Below are 20,222 nucleotides of genomic sequence, written 5' to 3'. Positions count from 1 at the left end.
AAACTTGGAGGGATGGACATTGGTCCGATTATCGGTCTCTCACTTCCCGCATCAAAGTGAGCATCACTTTCTGCGCGCTTGCGGCGTCGAGGTGAAGTCCGTCGGAGAATCCCACGGAGTCGGGCGGAAGGTCTTCGGTTAGATTCCACCATGGAACTCCGGATTTCGCGGCGACCCCCAAGGCGATCTTCATTTGCTCGGAGTCCGTTTCGGCGCCGGGTGGCAGCATGACGAGGAGGATTTTACTGCCGTCTTTTCTCAAACGGCCGAGGATCGCGACGACTTCATCGACGAGCGCGGTTTCCTTGGAATTGAGCTTGGGTGAAATCGAGGGATCGAGCGTGACGGGCTTCGTGGAGATCGGCAGGAATTCCTGGTCGTTGTTGGGAGCGCTTCCGGACGACCGCGCCATCAGCCATGAGTAGGCGAATGCCGAGGGACGCGCCGTTGCGCCGAGGTTGGGAGTCTTGATTCCTACATCGAACCAATGTGAATCGAGGGCTGCGCCGATTTCCTTGCCGCGTCCTTCTAACTCAAATGAAAGCGAATTCGCCTCGATGATCAGCAGCGCAGCCGTCGGTAGAATTCCCCGGTCCATCGCGCGGAGGGTGACGACCGCGCTGCCTCCGTCGCAGCCGAGATTGGCGACGCCGTCAAAATGTTGGGCCCTGTCACCGAGCCGCCCGGTAATCGATGATCCTAACATCATGATCCGAGGCTTGCCTTGGGATTCCGTCTGGATCCGGGCGATGGAGGAAAAATAGTTCGATTCGCTCTTCACCGTTTTTCCGCCGCTGACACGCAGGGCGAACGACTGTGCGCCGAAGCAAACGGCGAACATGCCCAACAGACCGATAATGTAGCGGAGTGTCATGGTGTTAGAATTGGAAATAGATGAATCCCCGCGGTGCGCCGGGGTTGGTGAGGATCAGAAAAATCATCAGGCCGTGGAGGGCTCCCTCGACGAGCGGATGCGCCATTTTTACCGCCAGCGCGGGCCTTGTTTCGCGGAGCAGTCCCCAGAGGTGATAGAGAACGACCACTCCGCCGTAGATGAAGAGAGCGAAGAGCGGTTGGCCGGGGAACGAGAGTTTTCCGTGGGTCAGTCCGTCGAAAAACGCGCCGATGTTCGCGAGATCCGGCATCAGGAAGGTGAGCCAGAGGAAGGTCACCGCATGGAAGGCATAGACCCATCGAAAGCCATCGCGCAGCAGACGGAGCGGGGAAGGCGAGCTGCAGAGATCTCCCGCGCGGCTGCGGAAAATGAAGCGCTCCAACGCCAGCAGCACGCCGTGCAGCGTGCCCCACAGTGCGAACTTCCATTCCGCGCCGTGCCATAGACCACCGAGGAACATCACGAGGAAGAGGTTGAGGTAGGTGCGTCCCGAGCCTTTTCGATTTCCTCCTAACGGAATGTAAAGGTAGTCGCGCAACCATGCGGAAAGCGAAAGATGCCAGCGCCGCCAGAATTCCGTGATGCTCAGCGAGAGATAGGGGAAATTGAAATTCTCCGGCAGCCGGTAGCCGAACATCAGCCCGAGGCCGATGGCGATCAGCGAGTAGCCGGCGAAGTCGGCGAAGATCTGGAATCCATATGCATAGAGCAGCGCCATCAGGTTGACCGGACCGCTGGCTGCGAGCGATTCCTTGCCGATGGTGAGCATCGCCGTTTGTTCCGCGAGATTGTCGGCGACGAAGATCTTGAGGAAATAGCCGGTGATCAGGCAGCGCCGGACGGATTTCCACTCGATGTCGGGCCACATCTTCGCACGGATCTGATCGATGAAATTCCGCGCCTTGACGATGGGGCCCGCAACGAGTTGCGGAAAGAAGACGATGTAAAGTGATAGATCGCCGAGCGCGGATACCCGGCCATAGCCCTGATGCCCGAGCCGCCTCCGGGTTTCCTCACTGACGGTGCGGCGATAGACGTCCACGATCAGGCTGATCGCATGGAAGGTGTAGAATGAAATTCCGATGGGCAGCGGAATCGAGCGGATCGAATGACGCGCCTCTGGCGAAATCCATCCGGCAGGCACCACGCTGGTGAGGACTCCCGCGTATTTGAAGAAGGCGAGAAATGCCAGGTTCAGCGTCACCGAGCTGACCAACCAGCGTTTAGTTAGGGATGGGTTGTCGTTTTCCGTCCGCTGGTGAAACAGGATGCGCTCGACCGCGAGAGCATTGAAGGCGCAGGAAACTCCTAGCAGAATGAGCAGCTGCGGAATCTCCCATGCATAGAAAATTGCGCTCGCTGCAAGCAGAAGGCTCATCTGCCAGACACGACGCCGGTCTCCCGCGAGGGGAAGGTAATACAGCGGCAGGGTGACCGCCAGCAGGACGAGGAACTGGAAGGAGTTGAATAGCATCCGCGGGGGGGCTAACGCCGGAAAGCCATGGATGGCTTTGAGTGCGAACATGATCCGGATTTCGCCAAACAGTTCAAGTCTCCTGATCCTACACGATCGCGTAACTTCGGAACCTTGCTACCGGGGCGATTTTTGACCATAAGGATCCCAAGAAGTCTGTCCCCCCAGCCATGTTTGCCCTCCTCGTCCCCCCGGCGGAGAAGGATTTTATTTCCTGTTGGATCAGGAGATTCTCCCTTTTTCGTAAATCAACTCCCATCAGCCGTGCTGCGATGGCATTCGTTGTTTTTCTCGGAACGGTTCCCGCCGAGGCTGGCTTGGCTTACTGGGGTAGTGAGGGATTTGTGGAAAACGCGGACAGCCACAGTCGGCCGTGGACTTCGGATTTTTCGATGGAGCTCGGGGTATTTGAAAAAGGATTTGTCCCGACATTCGAGAACCGTGATCAGTGGAATGAAAAATGGAGCAAGCTGGATGTTGCGGAATTTGATGCGCAGGAAGCGCGATTCGCAGGCGTCGTCGATCTTTCCCAAGCGTTGCCTGCTGGTGTGGATTCGCAGGTCTATTTCTGGGCGAAAAACGGCAATGATCTGACGAAAGGCCCCGAGTGGCTGCTGCTGACGCGGCCCGAGTGGAAATGGCCCGCATTGTCCGCCGTGGGCAGCCCGGCGATCACTTGGACAACGGGCGCTCCGGCATCTCCCGTTCTCGGTGAAATAGGTGCGAATGGCTTTCATCTAACTAGCGCCCGGGTCGTGCCGGTGCCGGTGTTGCTTGATCAGTGGCTCGCCGGATATTTTCCCAATCCGGCTTCCGATAGAAATCCCGATGCCGATCCGGATGGCGATGGCCTGAGCAACCGGCTCGAATATTTCCTCGGCAGCAATCCCAACGACGGATCATCAAGAATCTGCCCGGAAATCCGCACTGCTGGTAATGGCACGACGCTGACCCTCCAGAGAAATCCCTACGCAGCTTCCGGCTTTGCCGTTGAAACCAGTGCGAACCTCGTCAGTTGGTCCGCGACGGATCCGGAAACCATTCAGGACCGGCCGGACCTGATCGAAGTCCGCGTTCCCCGCGATCCCGCAGCGAAGTCTTCGTTTTTCCGCATCAAACTCCAGGACAGCCAGCCATGAAGCATTTGTTTTCGCTGTTGGTTGTTAGCTGGCTCGCGTGTGGTGCGAATCTGATGGCGACGCCGGGTCTGGACGCGCTCCAAGCAATGGCTCCGTTTTTGAATGGCGCGTTTCCCGCCACCACGCCAGGCCCCAGCGGCACTTGGGCGGTGGTCGAGGCGTTTCCAAATCTAACCTTCGTTGATCCGGTTCGGATGGTGAAGGATCCGACGAGTTCCTCCCGTGTGTATGTGGTTTGCCGGGATGGCGAGGTCTGGCGCATCCCGTTTTCCGAAACCGCAACCAGTGCGGAAAAAGTCCAAGTGCTGGACCTCCGGGCGCACACATGGGGCAGGTGGGACACCGGGATGCTCTCCATTGCGTTTCATCCGGATTTCGGAGTCGCTGGAAATCCCAACCGCGGCTATTTCTATGTCTTCTATCAATATTCACCGAACTTGGGTTCCAACTATGCGGAAGCCACTCCGTCCTATCTGAGGCTTTCCCGGTTCACGATTCCCGACGGCCAACAGACAGCGGATCCGAACTCCGAACTGGTGATGATTCAGCAGTTCGACGGGGACAATTGGCACGCGGGAGGTCAGATGTTTTTCGGTCCCGACAGATTCCTTCATCTTGCGGTCGGAGATGAAGGAGGATCTGATGATTATTCGGACGTAACGCAGACGATCAGCGGCCGGTTGTTTTCAGGAATTCTCCGCATCGACGTGGATCAGAATCCCTCCCGCTCCCATCCTGTCCGCCGCCAGCCGGCTCAGGTTCCCATGCCGAATGGCTGGGCTAACAGCTTCACTCAGGGCTACTCGATTCCAGATGACAATCCGTGGCTTGATCCGGCGGGTGGTGTGTTGGAAGAGTTCTGGACGATCGGTTTGCGAAGCCCGCACTCGATGCAGTTTGACAGCACCACCGGTGAGATCTGGATCGCGGAGGTCGGGCAGGCCACCCGCGAGGAAATCACGGTGGCCCGCAAGGGAGGAAATCACCAGTGGCCGTACATGGAGGGAAATGCTCCGGGCCCGAAGCTCAAGCCGGCCAATCTCATCGGCTCCGAGGTGCCGCCGACTTTCGACTATCCGCGGGGCATGGGTGGCTGCGTCATCGGCGGTGTGGTCTACCGCGGGTCGCTTCATGCCGGGGCGCTCACCGGAAAGTATATCTTCGGCGATCACAATACCCGTGCGATTTACGCTCTGACCCGCCCCGAGACGGGTGCGGCGACGGCAGACTACCTGACCTCCGTTTATCGCTATGGTGGAAACAAGCAGGGTCTCTCTGGCATCTGTGAGGGTCCTGACAAGGAACTCTATTTCACGGAGCTTGGGGAAAACGGCACGGACAGCGGGAAAATCTATCGACTCGCGCGTGCCGGCCAGCCGATCGCCGATCCACCGCAATTTCTTTCCCAGACGGGTGCGTTCTCCAATCTAGCAACTCTCGCTCCGTCTGCGGGCGTGATGCCTTACGAAGTGAACTCGCCGCTATGGAGTGATGGTGCGGAGAAGAAGCGGTGGATCGCCGTGCCGAACGACGGAACGCATAACACCGGCTCTGAACAAGTGACCTATGCTGATACCGGCGCGTGGTCGTTTCCTGTCGGGACCGTTTTGGTAAAACACTTCGCGCTGCCGGTGGACGAGCGAAATCCGTCGATCACGAAGCCTTTGGAAACACGCTTCTTTGTCCATGGAGCGGACGGAGTTTACTATGGAGTGACCTACAAATGGAACGATGCCGGAACCGATGCCGAATTGTTGGCGGGAGGTGCGTCCCGGGACCTGACGATCACGCAGACGGACGGCTCAACCCGGACACAACAATGGGATTTTCCGAGTCGCGCGGACTGCCGGACCTGCCACACCGAGGGCGCGGACAACGTTCTCGGCGTGCGTTCCTATCAGCTAGCGAAAGACATGACGTATCCGCTCACCGGACGGCGTTCGAACCAATTGGAAACCTGGAACGCCCTCGGCCTCTTCGGCGGTTCGTTCGGTGGCCGGAATCCGCTGACGGTGCCCGCCGCTGTGGATCCGCGCAATCCCCACGCCTCGCTGGATCTGCGGGTGAAATCGTATCTCGCGGCGAATTGCTCGCATTGCCACCAGCCTTCCGGCGTATCGGCCAATTTCAATGCGTCTTTTGAAATCCCGCTCGCCAGCCAGGGCATCATCGAGGGCCTGATCAACCGCCCGCTGCATGGTTCCACCGATCGCGTGGTGATACCTAACAATTTCCCGTTCTCGGTCATGCACTCGCGGATGTCGGTGGTCGGGGCCAACCAGATGCCGCCGATCGGAAAAAACGTGGTGGACGACAAGGCGGTCGCCATGCTCACGGATTGGATCCAGGGAATGGCATCCGCCGAGTTCGCGAATGTCACCGTCAACTCCGCGCCGGTGGCGGCGAATGACAATTTCAGCGTGACCTATGCCGCCGCGACCCGGCTGAATGTTCTTTCCAACGATACAGATGCCAATGCTCCGCTCGGAATTCACGGTGTCTCCATCGTCACCCCGCCCTCGCATGGAACGATTTCCATCAGCGGTGTTGAAAAGCGGCTGATCTATCAAAACGACGGCTCCGGAGTGACTGGCGATTCATTCACCTACCAGGTGACCGATCCGCAAGGTGCCGCCTCGAATGTGGCGACGGTGAATCTATCAATCCCCGCGGATTTCGCGACGTGGCGTGCCAACACGCCCGGTGCCGGCAGCGGACCGACATCAAATGGCGATGGCGACCTCATGCCCGATCTCCTTGAATATGCCCTCGGAGGATTGCCCGGTGACGGTGCTTCCCCTCTCGCGGATTCAATCGTGCTGTCGGAAAACGGCGGACAAATCTCGGTGACGGTGAAGCGCCCAGCGGGATTCACGGACCTCACTTACGAGCTGGAAACCAGCGCGGATCTCACGACCTGGCAAACCGCTCCGGCTGGCACGGCGGGTGCCGGAATTCTAACATTCAGCAGTCTCCAGAGCCGGCCGGGACTTTCGGCCGACGTCGGATTTGCCCGTCTTCGCATCCGCTTGGCGGGTTCCGCGGAATCGGTGACGTCGCTGCCGCTGGGATGGCGGGCTGTCAGCATCGGCGCCGGATCAATGACAGTGGGCATCCCTTTCCGCGAGACTCCGGTATTTTCATCCAGCGTGATTTCGTCGGCGGGATCGACGCTCGGGGTTTACGGCACCCCGCGGTTAGGAACCGGCTTCAAGGGCTTTGTCGAAGTTATTTCAGGAACCTACGCAGGCCACCGGTTCGAAGTGGACAGCGCGGCTAACGGGCAGATTCTCCTGAAATCCACCGGACTCCGAACGCTCTCTCCCATGCCGGATTTGACCGGCTCGCGCATCGTGGTTTGCGCCTATCACACTCTGGGCGGGACTTTCGCGAAGGATAAATTCCACGGCTCGACCAATCCCGCGAATGCCGACCAACTCCAGTTTTTCATCAACGACGGCGTGAATCCCGGTCAATTCCAGCTCTACTATCTGCTCGATGCGAGACCGGGAAATCCAACCTGGCAGTGGCGCGCGTTCCTTCCCGGCGGCGGGGATCAGGGTTCCCGCGCGATCGCTCCGGGTGAAGGCGTCTTCGTAAAACGCGGTGCGAACGTCACCACGGCGAGGCTGGTTCTAACCGGCCAGGTCCGTGCGAATCCTTTTGCCCAGGTGCTGCAATCGGGAGTGAACCTCGTTTCCTCACCTTTCCCCATTCCGCTCACTCCGCGGCAGCGCGGGACTCTGGATCCGTCCTCTGCGTTTGTGGCCTCCACCAACATCAACGCCGCTGACCAGTTCCAGCTCTATCAAAACGGGGCCTTCCGTGTGTTTTACCTTCTCGATCATCCGACGCAAGCGGACCAGTGGCGCGAGGTGATTTCCGGCAGCCCGAACTACAACGATCTGCCAATTTTCAGCCCCGTGGAGGCCGCGTTTTTCAGGAGAAATCAAGCTTCCCCCGGCTATCGAATTCCGCTAGCTTGGCCGCCGTAAGCTTGCTCCCTCACTGACAAATGATGAATCTCCGCACCCTCTGCATCTTCGGCATCGCATTTGTCGCGGCTGCGGATCTGGCGTTCGGACAGGACCTCAGCCAGCCGCCCGGCACACAAATCGGTTGGGCGAGCGAGGCCTTCGCCACCAACTACATGGCGGATGGCGTCACTACTTTCGAGCAAGCCGTAGCAGACAACGGTGTCACGATCCGCTTCGAGCTCGGCACTTTCGCGACTGGCTTCGACCCGCGCACGGCGAGTCAGGCGGATTGGGTGGCGAATTGGATCGTCCTGCAGGGCGCCGACTATAACACAGGCGATCAGCAGGTCATTGAAACGGCCACCCTGTCGTCGAACGCGTCTCCTTTCGGGCTGAATGCCCAAGCTTACATCTGGGGCTTCACATCGAAGGACACGGATCCCGAGAGCCAGTGGATTCTCCTCGCCGCACCGGCGTGGAAATGGCCCGATGCGAACTCGCCCCTGCCTACCACGTTTTCCGTGAGTGATGCCGTGGCGATGGATGCCATCACCGGTTCGGTCAATCCGGGTGATGGCTCGTATCACATGCAGTTCAGCTACGTCGCGGTCCCCGAGACTTCCAGCGCGTTGCTCGCGGCGACGGCGGTATTCGGTCTGGCTTGGCGGCGCAGGCGTTGAAATCGGTTGCCCGCGGCGATTCCACCGGGCACTCTTCCCGCCCGCCATGTTTCCACGCCCGCCGAAGAAGTTTGTCCCCACGCCGTTCGAGTATCATCAGGAAATCGAAATCACGATCGACGCCCTGACCAATCTCGGCGCGGGCGTCGGCAGGATTGATGGCTGGGTGGTCTTCGTGCCGTTTTCGCTGCCGGGAGAAATTGTTAGGGCGAGAGTCTATCGGAATGACAAGAATTGCTCCCACTCCGACCTCGTCGAGGTGCTCGTGCCCTCGCCCGATCGCATCGAGCCCGGCTGCCCGCTCTTCGGCGTGTGCGGCGGCTGCCAATATCAGCACCTTTCGTATGACAAACAGCTCGCCTGGAAGACCCGTCAGGTCGGCGAGCTGATGAAGCACATGGCCGCCATCATCTATCCGGTGAACGACTGCCTTTCGTCGGAACAAACATGGAACTACCGGTCCAAGATCACGCCGCATTTCGATCAGCCGAGAAATGGTGAGATCGGGCCTATCGGCTTCCTTGCCAACGGCACGCGCTCGCGGATCCTCGATGTTCCTCAATGTCCCATCGCCATGGACACCATCAACCGCGAGCTGCCCGCCATCCGCGAAGGTCTGCGCAAACGCGCTAACAGCTTCAAACGCGGAGCCACCGTCCTGCTCCGCGCGACCGAGGACCGTGTGGAAACCGATTTCAAGGCGGTGGCCACCGAACATGTCGGTGATTTGAAATTCCAGTTTCTCGCTGGGGATTTCTTCCAGAACAATCCCTTCATCCTGCCCGCCTTCACCGGCTATGTTTCGAAACAGGCGGCGGCGGGCGGCGCAAAATTCCTCGTCGACGCCTACTGCGGCTCCGGATTGTTCTCTCTAACGCTGGCAAGGGATTTCGAACAGGTCGCCGGAGTCGAGGTTTCCGAAACGTCCTGCGAATGGGCGCGGAAGAACGCGGCGGCTAACAAGATCTCGAACGCGAAATTCCTCACCGCATCCGCCGAGGCCATCTTCGACTCCATCAGCTTTCCCGCCGCCGAGACCGCGGTGGTCATCGACCCGCCGCGCAAGGGCTGCACGCCGGAGTTCATCGACCAGCTTGTGAAATTCGGCCCGTCGCGTGTCGTCTATATTTCCTGCGATCCGGCCACGCAGGTCCGCGATCTCAAGCAGCTCAGCGAAGGCGGCTATCAGCTCGCCGACGTCCAGCCGTTCGATCTCTTCCCGCACACCCGCCATCTGGAGTGCGTGATGACATTGCTCAAAGCGTCCTCTTGAAAAGCGATTTCACGCTGTTTTTACGGAAAAACAAAGTGCCGCTGCAGATCCCTATTCCCAGGACAAACAACAGCGACGCGGTGAGCACGAAATAATGTGCGGTCTCCGGCAGCAGGCGCGGATTTTTCGTCGCCACCTCCAAGTCGGTGATTCGGATGCAGCCCAGCATCGCCCGATAGGCATACAGCCCCGGAATCATCGTGATGCACGCCGGCATCGTAAAAACCACCGGTGGCACGTGCACCCGGTGGGCGCAGATGATCCCTGCCAGGCCGATGCATACCGCCCCGGCCAGCGTCGCGGTCACCAGCCCCACGTCCTGCTGCAGCAGCACGAACCGGATGCCGTGACCCAGTCCTCCCAGCACGCCGGCCACGTAGAGAACCCGCCGCGGAGTGTTGAAGAGAATCGCGAAGCCGACGGCCACGACGGACGCGAGGCAGAGATCACGGAGGATCAGCAGGAGGACGTTCATTGGGGACGGAAATGATGGACACCGATTAACAAAATCGCCAGCGCCATCCCCACCGCGATGCAGAGCAGGATCAACCCGCCGAAGACCCCGCGGGCGATGGCGGTGGGAAGGTGGCCTTCGATCAAATCGATGATGCAATTGATCAACGGCACTCCGGGGACCAGATAGAGCACGGAGGTCGCCAGCGCCTTTTCCGGCGATTGTCCGATTTGATAGATGGCGTCGCCCGAAGCGATCAGCGTGGTCACGAAGGATGCGACGATGAAGGAAATCAACGGATTGAAGCGGGCTTTCACCACCTCCTGCCGGAGGAACAAGCCACAGACCGCCGCGACGAAGGTGATGCCGCCATCCACCCAGTTCCCTCCCGTCAACAGGCAGAGACACGCGCAGGCGGAGCCGGTGCCCGACAGCGTCAGCCACCTCGGATGGTGGGACAGCTTTCTGATCCCGGCCATGCGCGTCTCTACTTCGTCGATTGCCAGGTTTTCCTCAACCACCCGCCAGGTCAGCAGGCTGATCTCGGTGACGATGCCGAAGTGGACCCCGGGCAAGGGACAACGCCGGAAGCGGTCGATCTGCTGGTCGGGATGCTCACGGTGCCAGATGTGGACGCTCAGTCCGGTGAACGACATGAACAACTCCATCTGGTAGCCCCAGTGTTTCGCCACCCGTTCGAGATTCCGGCTGACCCTGCCGCAATGAGCCCCCGAAACGAGCAGAACCAAACCGATGTCCAGCAGCAAGTCAGCCACCCTATGGACCGGCGAGGGAGCCTCATCCGATATTTTGTCTTCTATCAACATCATGAAACATCCACGCGGGCAGGCTAGTGGTCCGGCTGCCATCCTGCAACGCATGTTCTGCTTAAAGACGAGCACCAGTCCGCCGGGATCGCGGAGCTTGAAGATCGGCGTTTCGTGGAATAACCGGTGTCGCGTGATCCAGCGGCTTCCATTCCTACATTCCGCCACCGCCTCCGATGTGGCCCGTCTGCAAGACCTCCTGCGGGAGGCGCTCACCGGTGTCGGATTCCACCGTCCCGGAAAACTCGCCGTGCTCAATCTCGCATGCGGTCGTGCCGATGAAACCGGCGCGCTCGCCGCCGCACTCGCCCCGGCGGAAATCGGACACTACCTCGGCATCGACCTGCGGGCGCACACCATCGCCGAAGCGGCGAAACGCTGGCAGCTAACGGATGGCCTCATCGAGTTCCGCTGTGGCGACGCCTCCGCGATCGACCGGATGAAACAGCTCCCGGCGTTCGATTTCATCTTCATCCGGCATCAGAATTATTGGAACGACCCCGGGACGTGGGATCGGTTGCTGGGAAATGCGTTCGCCGCGCTCGCTCCCGGCGGTGTGCTCACCTGCACCTCCTATTTCGACCGCGAGCACGAGCTGATGAAAGCCGCCCTCAAGACCCGCGGTGCGGAAATCCTCTGGGACGTCCGGCATCCGGCCTCGCGTCCGCTTTCCGACGCACCGGGAAAATCCGTGGACCGGCATCTCGCGATTTTTCGGAACGCTTGAAGCCTATTGCCGGAAATAGGATGACGAAAGCATCGGTCTTCCGTCCCTACCGGACGATTCATCAAAGCCCGGCACGCGGTGCCGGAGATCCCGTCATCTGATTCCGCGCCCCTTCAGGACGGAATTCCTCCCACCCCGCCGACTACCGCGATATCTGATGGCTCTCCATCCCAGAATCTCTTTCCCATCCGATCCTTCCATGAAACCGAAACAAACCCGCCGCCCATTCACTTCCAATCCCTCCAACATGGGACTTCCGCAGGCTTGCATGGGCTAACTCGAATCGATATCGTCCCGCACCGAACCAACACAGTGTTCGGCATAATAAAAAAACATATGATACAAAAACTCACAATTATGGGTATATTGCATGGTGCGGCCTTTCTGCTTTCAGCGATCATAATGGAAAGCCAGTCGCACACACCAGGCGCAGGTATTGCGCTAGTTTTTATTTTTGTTGGACTTGGTGGATTTGCTTACTTACTTCCAGGATATATAGCCGCCTTTCGCAATGCTCCGAGATTTTCGTCAATATTTGGACTTAATCTCTTTGCTGGCTGGACCGGCCTTGGTTGGATAGCAACACTAATTTGGTCTTTCGTTGACACCAAAAAGGAGGCACCTCAGGTGATAATTCAGCACATGTACACTACGCCCCAACCACCGCCTCCTATTAAACAACAAGAAAGACAGAATCCATAAATTCGGTTTCTCGGGCATAGACATGCTAATTATTCAGCTCCAACAAGCCGCTTCATGACAACCCCTACCAGCCGCCGTGTTACAATGTTTTTCCGTAACTTCAATCCTATCCCCGCGTTCAACGCTCCCCCTCGCTGGTTGGGGTGCGTGCGCTTTGACGTCCTGCAAGAAAATGCGCACTGCACTAATCCTAGCAATTGCCTTTGTGTCTCTCTGTAGCTGCGAACGGCGGTCGAAGGATGCTTCTGCCACCACCTCCGTATCTGAGGGCATCGAATTGAAGAAGCCGATGATCCGTTACATTTGGTTTAATGACACGACCGGGGATCTTGGAGTCGAACTCAATGGAGATCGTGCGTTTCTTCGTCAGAATTCGATAGAGCCTCAGCGAATCGAGATGTCCTATCTTGACGGTTTGAGTCTTCTCGAAGGATTTTATGCCATTCCTCGAATTGGGGAATATCGAGGGAAGAAATCGGACGATCGCCAGACTTCCATCCAATACCTTGTGGTTATCCATGACGAGATGCCGGAGCATTATTCTGACGAGTGGGTTGATTACGTAATTCCCAAAGACAGTGTCGTGCTCCATCCCGAACTTAATGCGTGGTTTGAGAACATGCGGGCAGCCAAAAAACTAGCAGATGAAAAACAAGCCGGCGCTGGCCCCCCCGCTACCCGCTCCGAGTCGAAGTCTGACGGTAACGAGAACCCGAAACCTGAGACGGAGGGGCGTCCCCGGTAGCGGGTATCAGACCTCAAACGTTGCCAAGAATAAAGAATCATGCTCAGTAGGAAAATTCAACTATTAGCAGCAGTGGACAGTTTTAAGTTTACCGATGGGTCGCGAGACTTCGGTTTCGACACCAAGCTGTTCCTGAATTCCGAAGGGTTGATCGCGGGGGTAGGGTCAAAGCCCGCTGATGACGGTAGTAGCTATACGGAAGTGAAGCTGTTCGAAGGCTCAGAGAACTCACACGATCTATTGATCGCGGCACTACACTATGGTTTGCAGCATTTTAGGGGACGACTTCGAATCCTTCCCAGCCATTTGGATGTCCAAGTCGCGCGGGATTTAGTTGATCATCTGCGGGGATTTGAAAAGCCGATATTCGAGCAGGCTGGCCGCGATGCCCGCGCTTCTACAGTGTCGGTTTCTCGGATAGCGGTTCGAAGCGAGACAACCCAGAACGCCGAACAAGACGTCAGCCCTAACACCTGATCCGCCTCCAGTTCCAGCCGCCATGACCGCTAAACCTTCAACCCCGAGTTCAAGCCTCGCCCCCGGTCAGGCGTAGGAGAACTCGACGTTTGCTAGAAAATGAGCCGTTCCCTCTTCGTAGCAGGCACATGCCTCCTGACGCTATTTCTTGCGTGGATTCCGTTAGCTCTCGGCGGCTTCGGTACATTTCTATTTTTTGGGCTAATCTTTTGCCTCATCCCGTCGCTGGTCCTTTTCTTGCCACCTGTCTTGATTCTACTGACACGACCCAAAACATATTTTGACTTGCTCCCTTCGAGTAGATTCTTCGTTGTTCTCGGAATCCTGAGTTTCTGCTGCATGACTCCTTGGATCCTTCTCGCGGCCTTTTCCGATCCGAATGTCCTTATCGGCACGGGCTATTGGATGGTTGCTTCTGGATTTCTTGTATTTGGATCTTTTCTTACGATGCTGATTAAGAACAAAAGAGGAAGAGAATAAGATGCTGCGTTGAAAGGGCTGGAGTGATTTGTGGGTGGCGAGTTGGTTTCAAGTTCCGGCGAAGCCGCGATTGTCTGGGTTGGGACATGCCGGATTTGAGAATTCCGTAGATGGGGTGGAGCCGCTTGCGCATGACGGCGATGATGACGTGAGTCAATGGGGGGCGGGCGTTGCCACTCGATTTCGAAAATCTTGTCCCGGAGGGGTTCTTCATGTATGAAGATGGCGACGTGAACATCGTGGATCAAATCTTCCTGCGGGCTTCGGCGGATCGGCCGGCGCTGGTGGCGGATGGCGTGACATTGACCTTCGGCGAATTGCTGGAGCGGGTGTCGGCGGCGGCGGCGTGGCTGGACCGCTGCAAAGGCTTCCGCCGGGACGGAGTGTCGCGGGTGGGATTGGCGTGTGGAAACGGGGTGGATTACATCGTTTTGGCTCTGGGAATTTTAAAGGCGGGAGGTTGTCTGGTACCGTTGGCGGAAGAGCTGACCGAGGTGGAGCGGCGGGAAATCGTCACCAAGACGGCGCTTTGCGGGATGATCATCGGGCGGCCAAGCGGTGCGGAGTGGGTGTGTTTGGAGACGCCGGAGTTGGAAAACGAAGCGGAGTTTTCCGCGCTGGATCCGGCGTTCATCCGGTTCAGCTCCGGGACGACGGGGGCGAGCAAGGGAGTGGTGTTGAGCCATGCGAAACTCCGCGAACGGATCGTCGCGGCGAACGCGGCGCTGGAAATCGGCCCGGGCGACCGGGTGCTGTGGATGCTGCCGATGGCGCATCATTTCGCGGTTTCGATCGTGCTTTATCTCTACCACGGCGCCTGCACGGTGATCGGCAGCTCCCATTTGGCGGAGCAGGTTTTGGAAACGGCGCGGGCGACGCGGGCGACGGTGATTTACGGCGCGCCATTTCACCACTCGCTGCTGGCAGCGGATCAGGGCGGATACGCCTGGCCGGATCTGCGGCTGGCGGTGACGACGGCGGCTCCCTTGACGGCTGAAATCGCAAATGGTTTCAGAAAACGATTTGGCAAACCTCTGGTGCAGGGTCTCGGGATCATCGAGATCGGCTTGCCGCTGATGAATACCGGCGGGGCAGGGGATTCACCCACGGCGGTGGGTCGGCCGCTGCCCGCGTTCGACGTGGAACTGCGCAACGAGGAAGGTCTTCCCGTGGCGGTCGGCTGTGTCGGCGAGCTGTGGATCAAAGGGCCGGGGATGTTCGATGCCTACCTTTTCCCATGGCAGACGATCGATGAAATCTGCGTGGACGGTTGGTTTGCGACGGGCGATCTGGCGGTGACCGATGCGGCGGGCCGGGTCTATTTGCGCGGGCGGAAAAAGAGCGTCCTGAACGTGAGCGGCATGAAGGTTTTTCCCGAGGAAGTGGAATCGGTGATCGAGCGTCATCCGTCGGTGCGGCGATGCCGGGTCATCGGAGTGCCCCATGCGGTGCTGGGCACGGTGCCCACCGCGGAGGTGATTTTGCAAGGTGGCGAATCGCTGGCCGCACGGGAGTTGATCGAGTGGTGCCGTGAAATTCTTTCGATTTACAAGGTGCCGGTACGGGTGAAATTCGTGGAGCAACTCCCGATGACCGCGAGTGGCAAGATCCGGCGGATTTGAGAGGGTGAAATTTTTCTGAATATCCAAAGTCGCGGCACGTCTCTCCAGACATGAAAAGCCACTTTCGGTTGATGCGCGTCGCGTCGTTTTCCTTATTGCTCGCCGGCGTTTGCTCCAGCGTGAGCTGCATGACGACTTACGATGTGAACGGCCGTCCGATGCAAACCGTCGATCCCGCACTGGCCGTGGCGGGTGTCGCAGCCGCGGGGCTCGTCGCCTATGCGGCGGCTAACAACCATCATGATCACTATTACTACGGCGGCCCGGGCTATTACGGTGGCGGATACTATCGCCCGTATCGCCGCTGCTATTGATTCCGGGCCTGTGATTTTATCTAACGAATCAATGTCCCGCTCTCGGTTGTGAATTTTTCCAAAAGAAGGTTTGATATCCGGTCTTTCCAAGTCGTTCTTATCCCCATCATTATGAAATCGCTGTTTCGAATCCCCGTTTTAGTTGGAGTCCTCGTTTGCGCGGCCTCGTTCACAAGCTGCATGACCACCTACGATGCGAACGGTCACCCCGTGCAATCGGTGGATCCCGGACTTGCCGTGGCCGGTGTGGCTGCCGCCGGACTCATCGGCTACGCTGCGGGAAACAATCACAACGACCACTATTACTACGGCAGGCCGGTTTACTACGGTGGCGGCGGCTACTATCGTGGCGGTGGTCCGAGATACTATCGCGGCGGTTACCATCCGTGATCGGCGCGGGTGGCGCGAGGGAATGGACATTCCTGAAATGACTGGTCATGTTCGGCGGCGACGCCCTCAACGACCATGCCCGAAACCGCGAGCCGCCTTTCCGTATTCACCGAATCCGTCATCCGCGGCACGACGCGTCTGGCAAATCAACATGGCGCGATCAATCTCGCTCAGGGATTTCCCGATTTTGATCCACCGGAAGAATTGCTCGCCGCTCTCGAAAGAGCCACCCGCGGGCCGCACCATCAATACGCGGTGACTTGGGGCGCGCCGCGTTTCCGAGAAGCACTTGCGAGGAAAATCCAGCGTTTCACCGGGCTGCCTATCAACGCAGACGAAAACCTCGTCGTCACCTGTGGCAGCACCGAAGCGATGATGGTGGCGATGATGACCGCGTGCAATCCGGGCGACAAGGTGATCATCTTTTCGCCCTTTTATGAAAACTATGCGGCCGATGCGATTCTCTCCGGAGCCGAGCCCATCTACGTGCCGCTGAGGCCGCCCGGCTTCGGGTTCGATCCCGATGAACTCGCGAAAGCATTCGCGCAAAAGCCGAAAGCCATCGTTGTTTGCAATCCTTCGAATCCGACCGGCAAGGTCTTCACTCGCGAGGAGCTGATGGAAATCCTCCGGCTGGCCGAGGAACATGATGCCTTCGTCATCACCGACGAGCCTTACGAGCACATCGTTTTCGCTCCGCACGAACACGTGTATTTCGCCGCGCTGCCCGGGGCGTTCGAGCGGACCATCACCTGCAATTCACTTTCGAAAACGTATTCGATCACCGGTTGGCGGTTAGGTTATGTCCAGGCCGCGCCCAAGGTCATCGCGCAGGCACGGAAGGTTCATGATTTCCTAACGGTAGGTGCGGCGGCTCCGTTGCAGGAAGCCGCCATCGCCGGACTGGAGCTGCCGGATAGCTACTACGCCGGACTCCGCGATCTCTACACGGAAAAGCGGGATTTGTTCCTCGGACTCCTGCGCCAGACCGGCCTGCCGTTCACCGAGCCTCAGGGTGCTTACTATGTCATGCTGGATATTTCCTCGCTCGGTTTCGCCACCGACACCGAAGCGTCCGAATGGTTGATCCGCGACATCGGAGTCGCCGGAGTCGCGGGTTCCAGCTTTTTCCGCGAACCGGTGAATCATTTGATCCGCTTCCACTTCGCGAAAAACGCGAGCACGCTCCAAGCGGCGGGCGAACGGCTGCTCAAACTCCGTTAGGGCTTGTTGACCTGCACGCGGAGGAACCAACGGCCTCCGGAACCGAGCGGGATTTTCGCCTCGCGTGTTTCTAAATTCCCCGCCGTCGAGACGATTGAATCCGTGAAGCCCGCAGGAGCACCCGGCTGACCTGGGGATTTCCATGTGGCGAAATCGGAGCTCGCCACCGGGACCAGCGTGAGATCTGCCAGCGTGGTGTCGCGGATGTAGCGGACGACGCAATGGCTGGCACTTGCCTGGAGAGTTGGCATGCGGGGAGCCGCTTCATTTCCGCTGACAGGCGAGGTTCCGAATGCATATTCGACGAGGTTCGTGCGACCGTCCTTGTCTTGATCGGCGTTCGGATTGTTGGCGATCGTGCCAGCAGTTAGGCCGTTGGCGGATTCGAAAGAGGATGCCCACGTCGCGAAAGTCGGGGCTGGTGCGGAAATGGTGAATATCTGATCGGTGTTGGGAAACTCGATTCCGGAAATAACAGGAGCTACCGACATCAGATAGCTTCCGGCCGTTGGAGTGAAGGTGCCGCTGGTGCCCGAAAGGGTTTGAGATACGTTGCTGGAAAGTGCCGTGATATTGGTGAAGGAAATGGCGTCGATGAACCAACCGAAGGTGTCCCCGGTATTCGCATAGGTGCTGCCACTCGTGAAGTTGAGTAAGAAACGGACACGAAACTCCTTGCCCGCCATGGAGGTTAGAGAAACCGTCTTGGCTGAAAAGGAGGTCTCTGCGGTGCCGCCGTCCTGATTGCTTACGTCCTGCCAAATGGTGGAACCCTCCTCCTTGACCTGGACCTTGTGATGCTCGGACGCCGTGGAGGTTCTCAGGCGGCTTTGAAATGCCAGCGAAGGTGATGCCAGCCCGTGGAAGAGCGAATTGAGTTCGACGATCTGGTTTCCTGCGGCACCTCCGGGATTGGCCAGATGAAATGATGCGCTTCCCTCCTGTTTGACGTTTGTGTTGAGGACGGCGTAGGCAGTGGTGGTGGCGACCGTCACGTTCGTCAGGGCATTGCAGTTTTCCGCCGGCGCGGCCGAGCTGATCCAGCGATTCCATTTATAACCGGAGGCTCCGCCGACTGCGGTGAATGCGAGGGTATGGACGGCTCCCGGTGCCGTTGGTGCTGCGCTGGTAATAGTCGGAGCCGCGTAGGTGAGCTTCAGATCGACTTTTGCGTTGGTGGACGCGGGCACGATCAGACTACGTGTCTGGCTGATACCGAGGCCCGAGAACGTGACCGTGCGCGTGGTTGCCGTGTTGGGAATCGGGACTGCCCAACCGCCGCCGATCGCGGTGGTGCAAAAATCCGCGATTCCGCTGATATTGGTTGTTAGACCGGCTATTCCTTCGCCGATGTCGTAGAAATTGTTGCTGTTCAAATCATAGTAAGCGACTCCGGTTCCGAAGGTCTGCTCATCGAAAGGCTCGCCGAAATCCTGAGTGACCTGTTGCGGGCCGGCAGCACCGTTGGTCCCGTTGGCGATTCCCACACCGATTTCATGAAAATTCGCATAATGGATGCTCTGGCGGTGCCCGCGGCCACTTTGCATGCCACCTAGTCCAACGCCCCAATCGACTTCGAACCCGGCATGGCCGTACCAGACACTTTGGACCTGGAAAGAGATATTTTCGCCATAATACCACCAATCGTAGCCAGCGGCTTCGATCCGGGTTTGAGTATCATTCGAAGGGTTCGTTTCATCATGAGATTGTGTGGCGTTGGCCAACATCCACTGAGAGTGGCTGCGGGACGCGGTGGTTAGGCTGGCATTCGGTGCAAGCGGCTGGGCGGCGGGAATCGCATTGAACTCGCTTTGCATCGTCGCCAGATTCACGCTGAAATAGGAATAAGCAAAGAGCACATCCGGATCCGTGGTGGCCGCGAGCCGGGCACCTTCAGCGGCGGGAGCCGCCCGGGCGCGGTTGATTAACTCGATGTAGGATTGCTCGGCGGCGGTTGGGTTGCCGAATTGATAGGGCGTCACGGCATATCCGATCCCGATGGTAAGCAGTCCAAGTGGAAGACTCTGGAAGATAATGCGGCTGGGGCTTGCTTTTTTTAACATCGGGCTGCTGGGTTGTTGTATCCACGGAGAAAGGCGGAATCCGGTTTTCGATTCCGAGGCCACGGCCTTTACTTGTTAGCGCGTAGTGCATTGTCAGCGGCATCTCTTGTGCCATTGTTGTTTTTTGATTAGAAACTCCTGACTATTAAAAGAAAAATAGTATCAGGGTGCCCAGTCAAACCCCGCGAGAAATGGGAAATCCTGCATAATTTGCAGGGTGATCTGTAAATTGTTTATGCTCATTTCGGCACTCCTACACGAATTTCCCGAAAATACCCGCGTCGGAGGATTGTCGAAAACCATCCTTCTGCGGCTCTACTTGTCTGCACGAGTCGCGCCGGTGACTAAGGAGAAACCGGCATCATGAGGGACTATTCGTTCGAGAGTCGGAAGGCTGTTGGACAACAATCAAACGCCGCCGAAGTTTTTTTCGAAGCCGGTGGCAATTGTCGTCCTGTGTGCGAAATTGACAGACAATCGCGGAGGATTTTCCGTTCGCGATTGTCAATCCAACCTATCAAGCCATGAAATTCACCACATTGATGTCGTTATTCCTGTTGCCGTTTGTCGTTTCCGCCGTGTCCTGCAAGAAGAAAGGCCCCGCTGAGAAAGCAGGCGAAGGCATCGACAAGGCGGTCGAGAAAGTGGGCGACGCCATCGATCCGAAAGGTCCTGTCGAAAAGGCAGGCGAAAAAGTGGACAAGGCTTTGGGCAAATAACCGGTTCAACACCGCCGGACGAAACGCGCAGCCGTTCGTC

Annotated in this window: 18 protein-coding genes; 13 read left to right on the top strand and 5 right to left on the bottom strand. The window is 58.1% G+C overall.

Features of this window, described 5'->3' with window-relative positions; genetic code table 11:
* Window positions 1–28: 28 nt before the first annotated feature.
* Both ABIQ96_RS22465 and ABIQ96_RS22460 read right to left on the bottom strand, forming a co-directional pair.
* Complete coding sequence (locus ABIQ96_RS22465) at window positions 29–874, bottom strand: hypothetical protein (RefSeq protein ID WP_348216890.1); 846 nt, start codon at window positions 872–874, stop codon at window positions 29–31.
* Window positions 875–878: 4 nt separating this feature from the next.
* Window positions 879–2,369: an MBOAT family O-acyltransferase gene (locus ABIQ96_RS22460; protein WP_348216889.1), complete on the bottom strand. Its 1,491-nt coding sequence runs from the start codon at window positions 2,367–2,369 to the stop codon at window positions 879–881.
* 272 nt (window positions 2,370–2,641) lie between these two features.
* Between ABIQ96_RS22460 and ABIQ96_RS22455 the strand changes: the two genes are divergently transcribed.
* The 4 genes from ABIQ96_RS22455 to ABIQ96_RS22440 are packed head-to-tail and all read left to right on the top strand — an operon-like array spanning window position 2,642 to window position 9,438.
* The gene (locus tag ABIQ96_RS22455) at window positions 2,642–3,508 is read left to right on the top strand and encodes a thrombospondin type 3 repeat-containing protein (RefSeq protein ID WP_348216888.1); all 867 of its coding nucleotides are present in this window, start codon (window positions 2,642–2,644) and stop codon (window positions 3,506–3,508) included.
* Window positions 3,505–7,503: a PQQ-dependent sugar dehydrogenase gene (locus ABIQ96_RS22450; protein WP_348216887.1), complete on the top strand. Its 3,999-nt coding sequence runs from the start codon at window positions 3,505–3,507 to the stop codon at window positions 7,501–7,503. Before ABIQ96_RS22455 ends, ABIQ96_RS22450 begins: the two co-directional genes overlap by 4 nt.
* Window positions 7,504–7,523: 20 nt before the next feature.
* On the top strand, window positions 7,524–8,165 hold the full coding sequence (locus ABIQ96_RS22445) for a PEP-CTERM sorting domain-containing protein (RefSeq protein ID WP_348216886.1): 642 nt from the start codon (window positions 7,524–7,526) through the stop codon (window positions 8,163–8,165).
* Between the two features lie 46 nt (window positions 8,166–8,211).
* Window positions 8,212–9,438, top strand: a complete 1,227-nt coding sequence (locus ABIQ96_RS22440) for a class I SAM-dependent RNA methyltransferase (protein ID WP_348216885.1) — start codon at window positions 8,212–8,214, stop codon at window positions 9,436–9,438.
* On the opposite strand, the gene ABIQ96_RS22435 is transcribed toward ABIQ96_RS22440, so the two are convergent.
* Complete coding sequence (locus ABIQ96_RS22435) at window positions 9,422–9,913, bottom strand: threonine/serine exporter family protein (protein WP_348216884.1); 492 nt, start codon at window positions 9,911–9,913, stop codon at window positions 9,422–9,424. The genes ABIQ96_RS22440 and ABIQ96_RS22435 overlap by 17 nt on opposite strands.
* Window positions 9,910–10,722 carry a threonine/serine exporter family protein gene (locus tag ABIQ96_RS22430; protein ID WP_348216883.1) on the bottom strand — a complete coding sequence of 271 codons (813 nt, stop codon included), beginning with the start codon at window positions 10,720–10,722 and terminating at the stop codon, window positions 9,910–9,912. Before ABIQ96_RS22430 ends, ABIQ96_RS22435 begins: the two co-directional genes overlap by 4 nt.
* Between ABIQ96_RS22430 and ABIQ96_RS22425 the strand changes: the two genes are divergently transcribed.
* The 8 genes from ABIQ96_RS22425 (at window position 10,721) to ABIQ96_RS22390 (ending at window position 17,400) form a co-directional block, all read left to right on the top strand.
* Complete coding sequence (locus ABIQ96_RS22425; RefSeq protein ID WP_348216882.1) at window positions 10,721–11,446, top strand: class I SAM-dependent methyltransferase; 726 nt, start codon at window positions 10,721–10,723, stop codon at window positions 11,444–11,446. The two genes, ABIQ96_RS22430 and ABIQ96_RS22425, sit on opposite strands and share 2 nt — an antisense overlap.
* Window positions 11,447–11,782: 336 nt before the next feature.
* On the top strand, window positions 11,783–12,148 hold the full coding sequence (locus ABIQ96_RS22420) for a superinfection immunity protein (RefSeq protein WP_348216881.1): 366 nt from the start codon (window positions 11,783–11,785) through the stop codon (window positions 12,146–12,148).
* A 172-nt stretch (window positions 12,149–12,320) separates the two neighbouring features.
* Entirely contained in the window at window positions 12,321–12,893 is a 573-nt protein-coding gene (locus ABIQ96_RS22415) for a hypothetical protein (protein WP_348216880.1), read from the top strand.
* A 39-nt stretch (window positions 12,894–12,932) separates the two neighbouring features.
* Window positions 12,933–13,370 (top strand): hypothetical protein, encoded by a 438-nt coding sequence (locus ABIQ96_RS22410; protein ID WP_348216879.1) that lies wholly within the window; start codon window positions 12,933–12,935, stop codon window positions 13,368–13,370.
* Between the two features lie 692 nt (window positions 13,371–14,062).
* Window positions 14,063–15,472 (top strand): AMP-binding protein, encoded by a 1,410-nt coding sequence (locus ABIQ96_RS22405; RefSeq protein WP_348216878.1) that lies wholly within the window; start codon window positions 14,063–14,065, stop codon window positions 15,470–15,472.
* A 50-nt stretch (window positions 15,473–15,522) separates the two neighbouring features.
* Window positions 15,523–15,786: a hypothetical protein gene (locus ABIQ96_RS22400; RefSeq protein ID WP_348216877.1), complete on the top strand. Its 264-nt coding sequence runs from the start codon at window positions 15,523–15,525 to the stop codon at window positions 15,784–15,786.
* Window positions 15,787–15,897: 111 nt separating this feature from the next.
* Complete coding sequence (locus tag ABIQ96_RS22395) at window positions 15,898–16,176, top strand: hypothetical protein (protein ID WP_348216876.1); 279 nt, start codon at window positions 15,898–15,900, stop codon at window positions 16,174–16,176.
* 75 nt (window positions 16,177–16,251) lie between these two features.
* The gene (locus tag ABIQ96_RS22390; protein WP_348216875.1) at window positions 16,252–17,400 is read left to right on the top strand and encodes a pyridoxal phosphate-dependent aminotransferase; all 1,149 of its coding nucleotides are present in this window, start codon (window positions 16,252–16,254) and stop codon (window positions 17,398–17,400) included.
* On the opposite strand, the gene ABIQ96_RS22385 is transcribed toward ABIQ96_RS22390, so the two are convergent.
* Window positions 17,397–19,463 carry a CAP domain-containing protein gene (locus tag ABIQ96_RS22385; protein WP_348216874.1) on the bottom strand — a complete coding sequence of 689 codons (2,067 nt, stop codon included), beginning with the start codon at window positions 19,461–19,463 and terminating at the stop codon, window positions 17,397–17,399. The genes ABIQ96_RS22390 and ABIQ96_RS22385 overlap by 4 nt on opposite strands.
* Window positions 19,464–19,987: 524 nt before the next feature.
* Between ABIQ96_RS22385 and ABIQ96_RS22380 the strand changes: the two genes are divergently transcribed.
* The gene (locus tag ABIQ96_RS22380) at window positions 19,988–20,182 is read left to right on the top strand and encodes a hypothetical protein (RefSeq protein ID WP_348216873.1); all 195 of its coding nucleotides are present in this window, start codon (window positions 19,988–19,990) and stop codon (window positions 20,180–20,182) included.
* The last annotated feature ends 40 nt before the right edge of the window (window positions 20,183–20,222 follow it).

The sequence above is a fragment of the Luteolibacter sp. genome, from assembly GCF_039920825.1.
Lineage (GTDB): Bacteria > Verrucomicrobiota > Verrucomicrobiia > Verrucomicrobiales > Akkermansiaceae > Luteolibacter.
The sequence above is the reverse complement of the archived record's forward strand: the minus strand, read 5'-3'. Positions and strand labels throughout refer to the sequence as shown.

Bases quoted from the DNA above. Each gene is read 5' to 3' on its own strand.
- ABIQ96_RS22450 (WP_348216887.1), top strand. From the start codon at position 3,505: ATGAAGCATTTGTTTTCGCTGTTGGTTGTTAGCTGGCTCGCGTGTGGT.
- ABIQ96_RS22445 (WP_348216886.1), top strand. From the start codon at position 7,524: ATGATGAATCTCCGCACCCTCTGCATCTTCGGCATCGCATTTGTCGCG.
- ABIQ96_RS22425 (WP_348216882.1), top strand. From the start codon at position 10,721: ATGAAACATCCACGCGGGCAGGCTAGTGGTCCGGCTGCCATCCTGCAA.
- ABIQ96_RS22395 (WP_348216876.1), top strand. From the start codon at position 15,898: ATGAAATCGCTGTTTCGAATCCCCGTTTTAGTTGGAGTCCTCGTTTGC.
- ABIQ96_RS22460 (WP_348216889.1), bottom strand. From the start codon at position 2,369: ATGCTATTCAACTCCTTCCAGTTCCTCGTCCTGCTGGCGGTCACCCTG.
- ABIQ96_RS22380 (WP_348216873.1), top strand. From the start codon at position 19,988: ATGAAATTCACCACATTGATGTCGTTATTCCTGTTGCCGTTTGTCGTT.
- ABIQ96_RS22405 (WP_348216878.1), top strand. From the start codon at position 14,063: ATGTATGAAGATGGCGACGTGAACATCGTGGATCAAATCTTCCTGCGG.
- ABIQ96_RS22435 (WP_348216884.1), bottom strand. From the start codon at position 9,913: ATGAACGTCCTCCTGCTGATCCTCCGTGATCTCTGCCTCGCGTCCGTC.
- ABIQ96_RS22415 (WP_348216880.1), top strand. From the start codon at position 12,321: ATGCGCACTGCACTAATCCTAGCAATTGCCTTTGTGTCTCTCTGTAGC.
- ABIQ96_RS22440 (WP_348216885.1), top strand. From the start codon at position 8,212: ATGTTTCCACGCCCGCCGAAGAAGTTTGTCCCCACGCCGTTCGAGTAT.
- ABIQ96_RS22430 (WP_348216883.1), bottom strand. From the start codon at position 10,722: ATGATGTTGATAGAAGACAAAATATCGGATGAGGCTCCCTCGCCGGTC.
- ABIQ96_RS22400 (WP_348216877.1), top strand. From the start codon at position 15,523: ATGAAAAGCCACTTTCGGTTGATGCGCGTCGCGTCGTTTTCCTTATTG.
- ABIQ96_RS22410 (WP_348216879.1), top strand. From the start codon at position 12,933: ATGCTCAGTAGGAAAATTCAACTATTAGCAGCAGTGGACAGTTTTAAG.
- ABIQ96_RS22455 (WP_348216888.1), top strand. From the start codon at position 2,642: ATGGCATTCGTTGTTTTTCTCGGAACGGTTCCCGCCGAGGCTGGCTTG.
- ABIQ96_RS22465 (WP_348216890.1), bottom strand. From the start codon at position 874: ATGACACTCCGCTACATTATCGGTCTGTTGGGCATGTTCGCCGTTTGC.
- ABIQ96_RS22390 (WP_348216875.1), top strand. From the start codon at position 16,252: ATGCCCGAAACCGCGAGCCGCCTTTCCGTATTCACCGAATCCGTCATC.
- ABIQ96_RS22385 (WP_348216874.1), bottom strand. From the start codon at position 19,463: ATGTTAAAAAAAGCAAGCCCCAGCCGCATTATCTTCCAGAGTCTTCCA.
- ABIQ96_RS22420 (WP_348216881.1), top strand. From the start codon at position 11,783: ATGATACAAAAACTCACAATTATGGGTATATTGCATGGTGCGGCCTTT.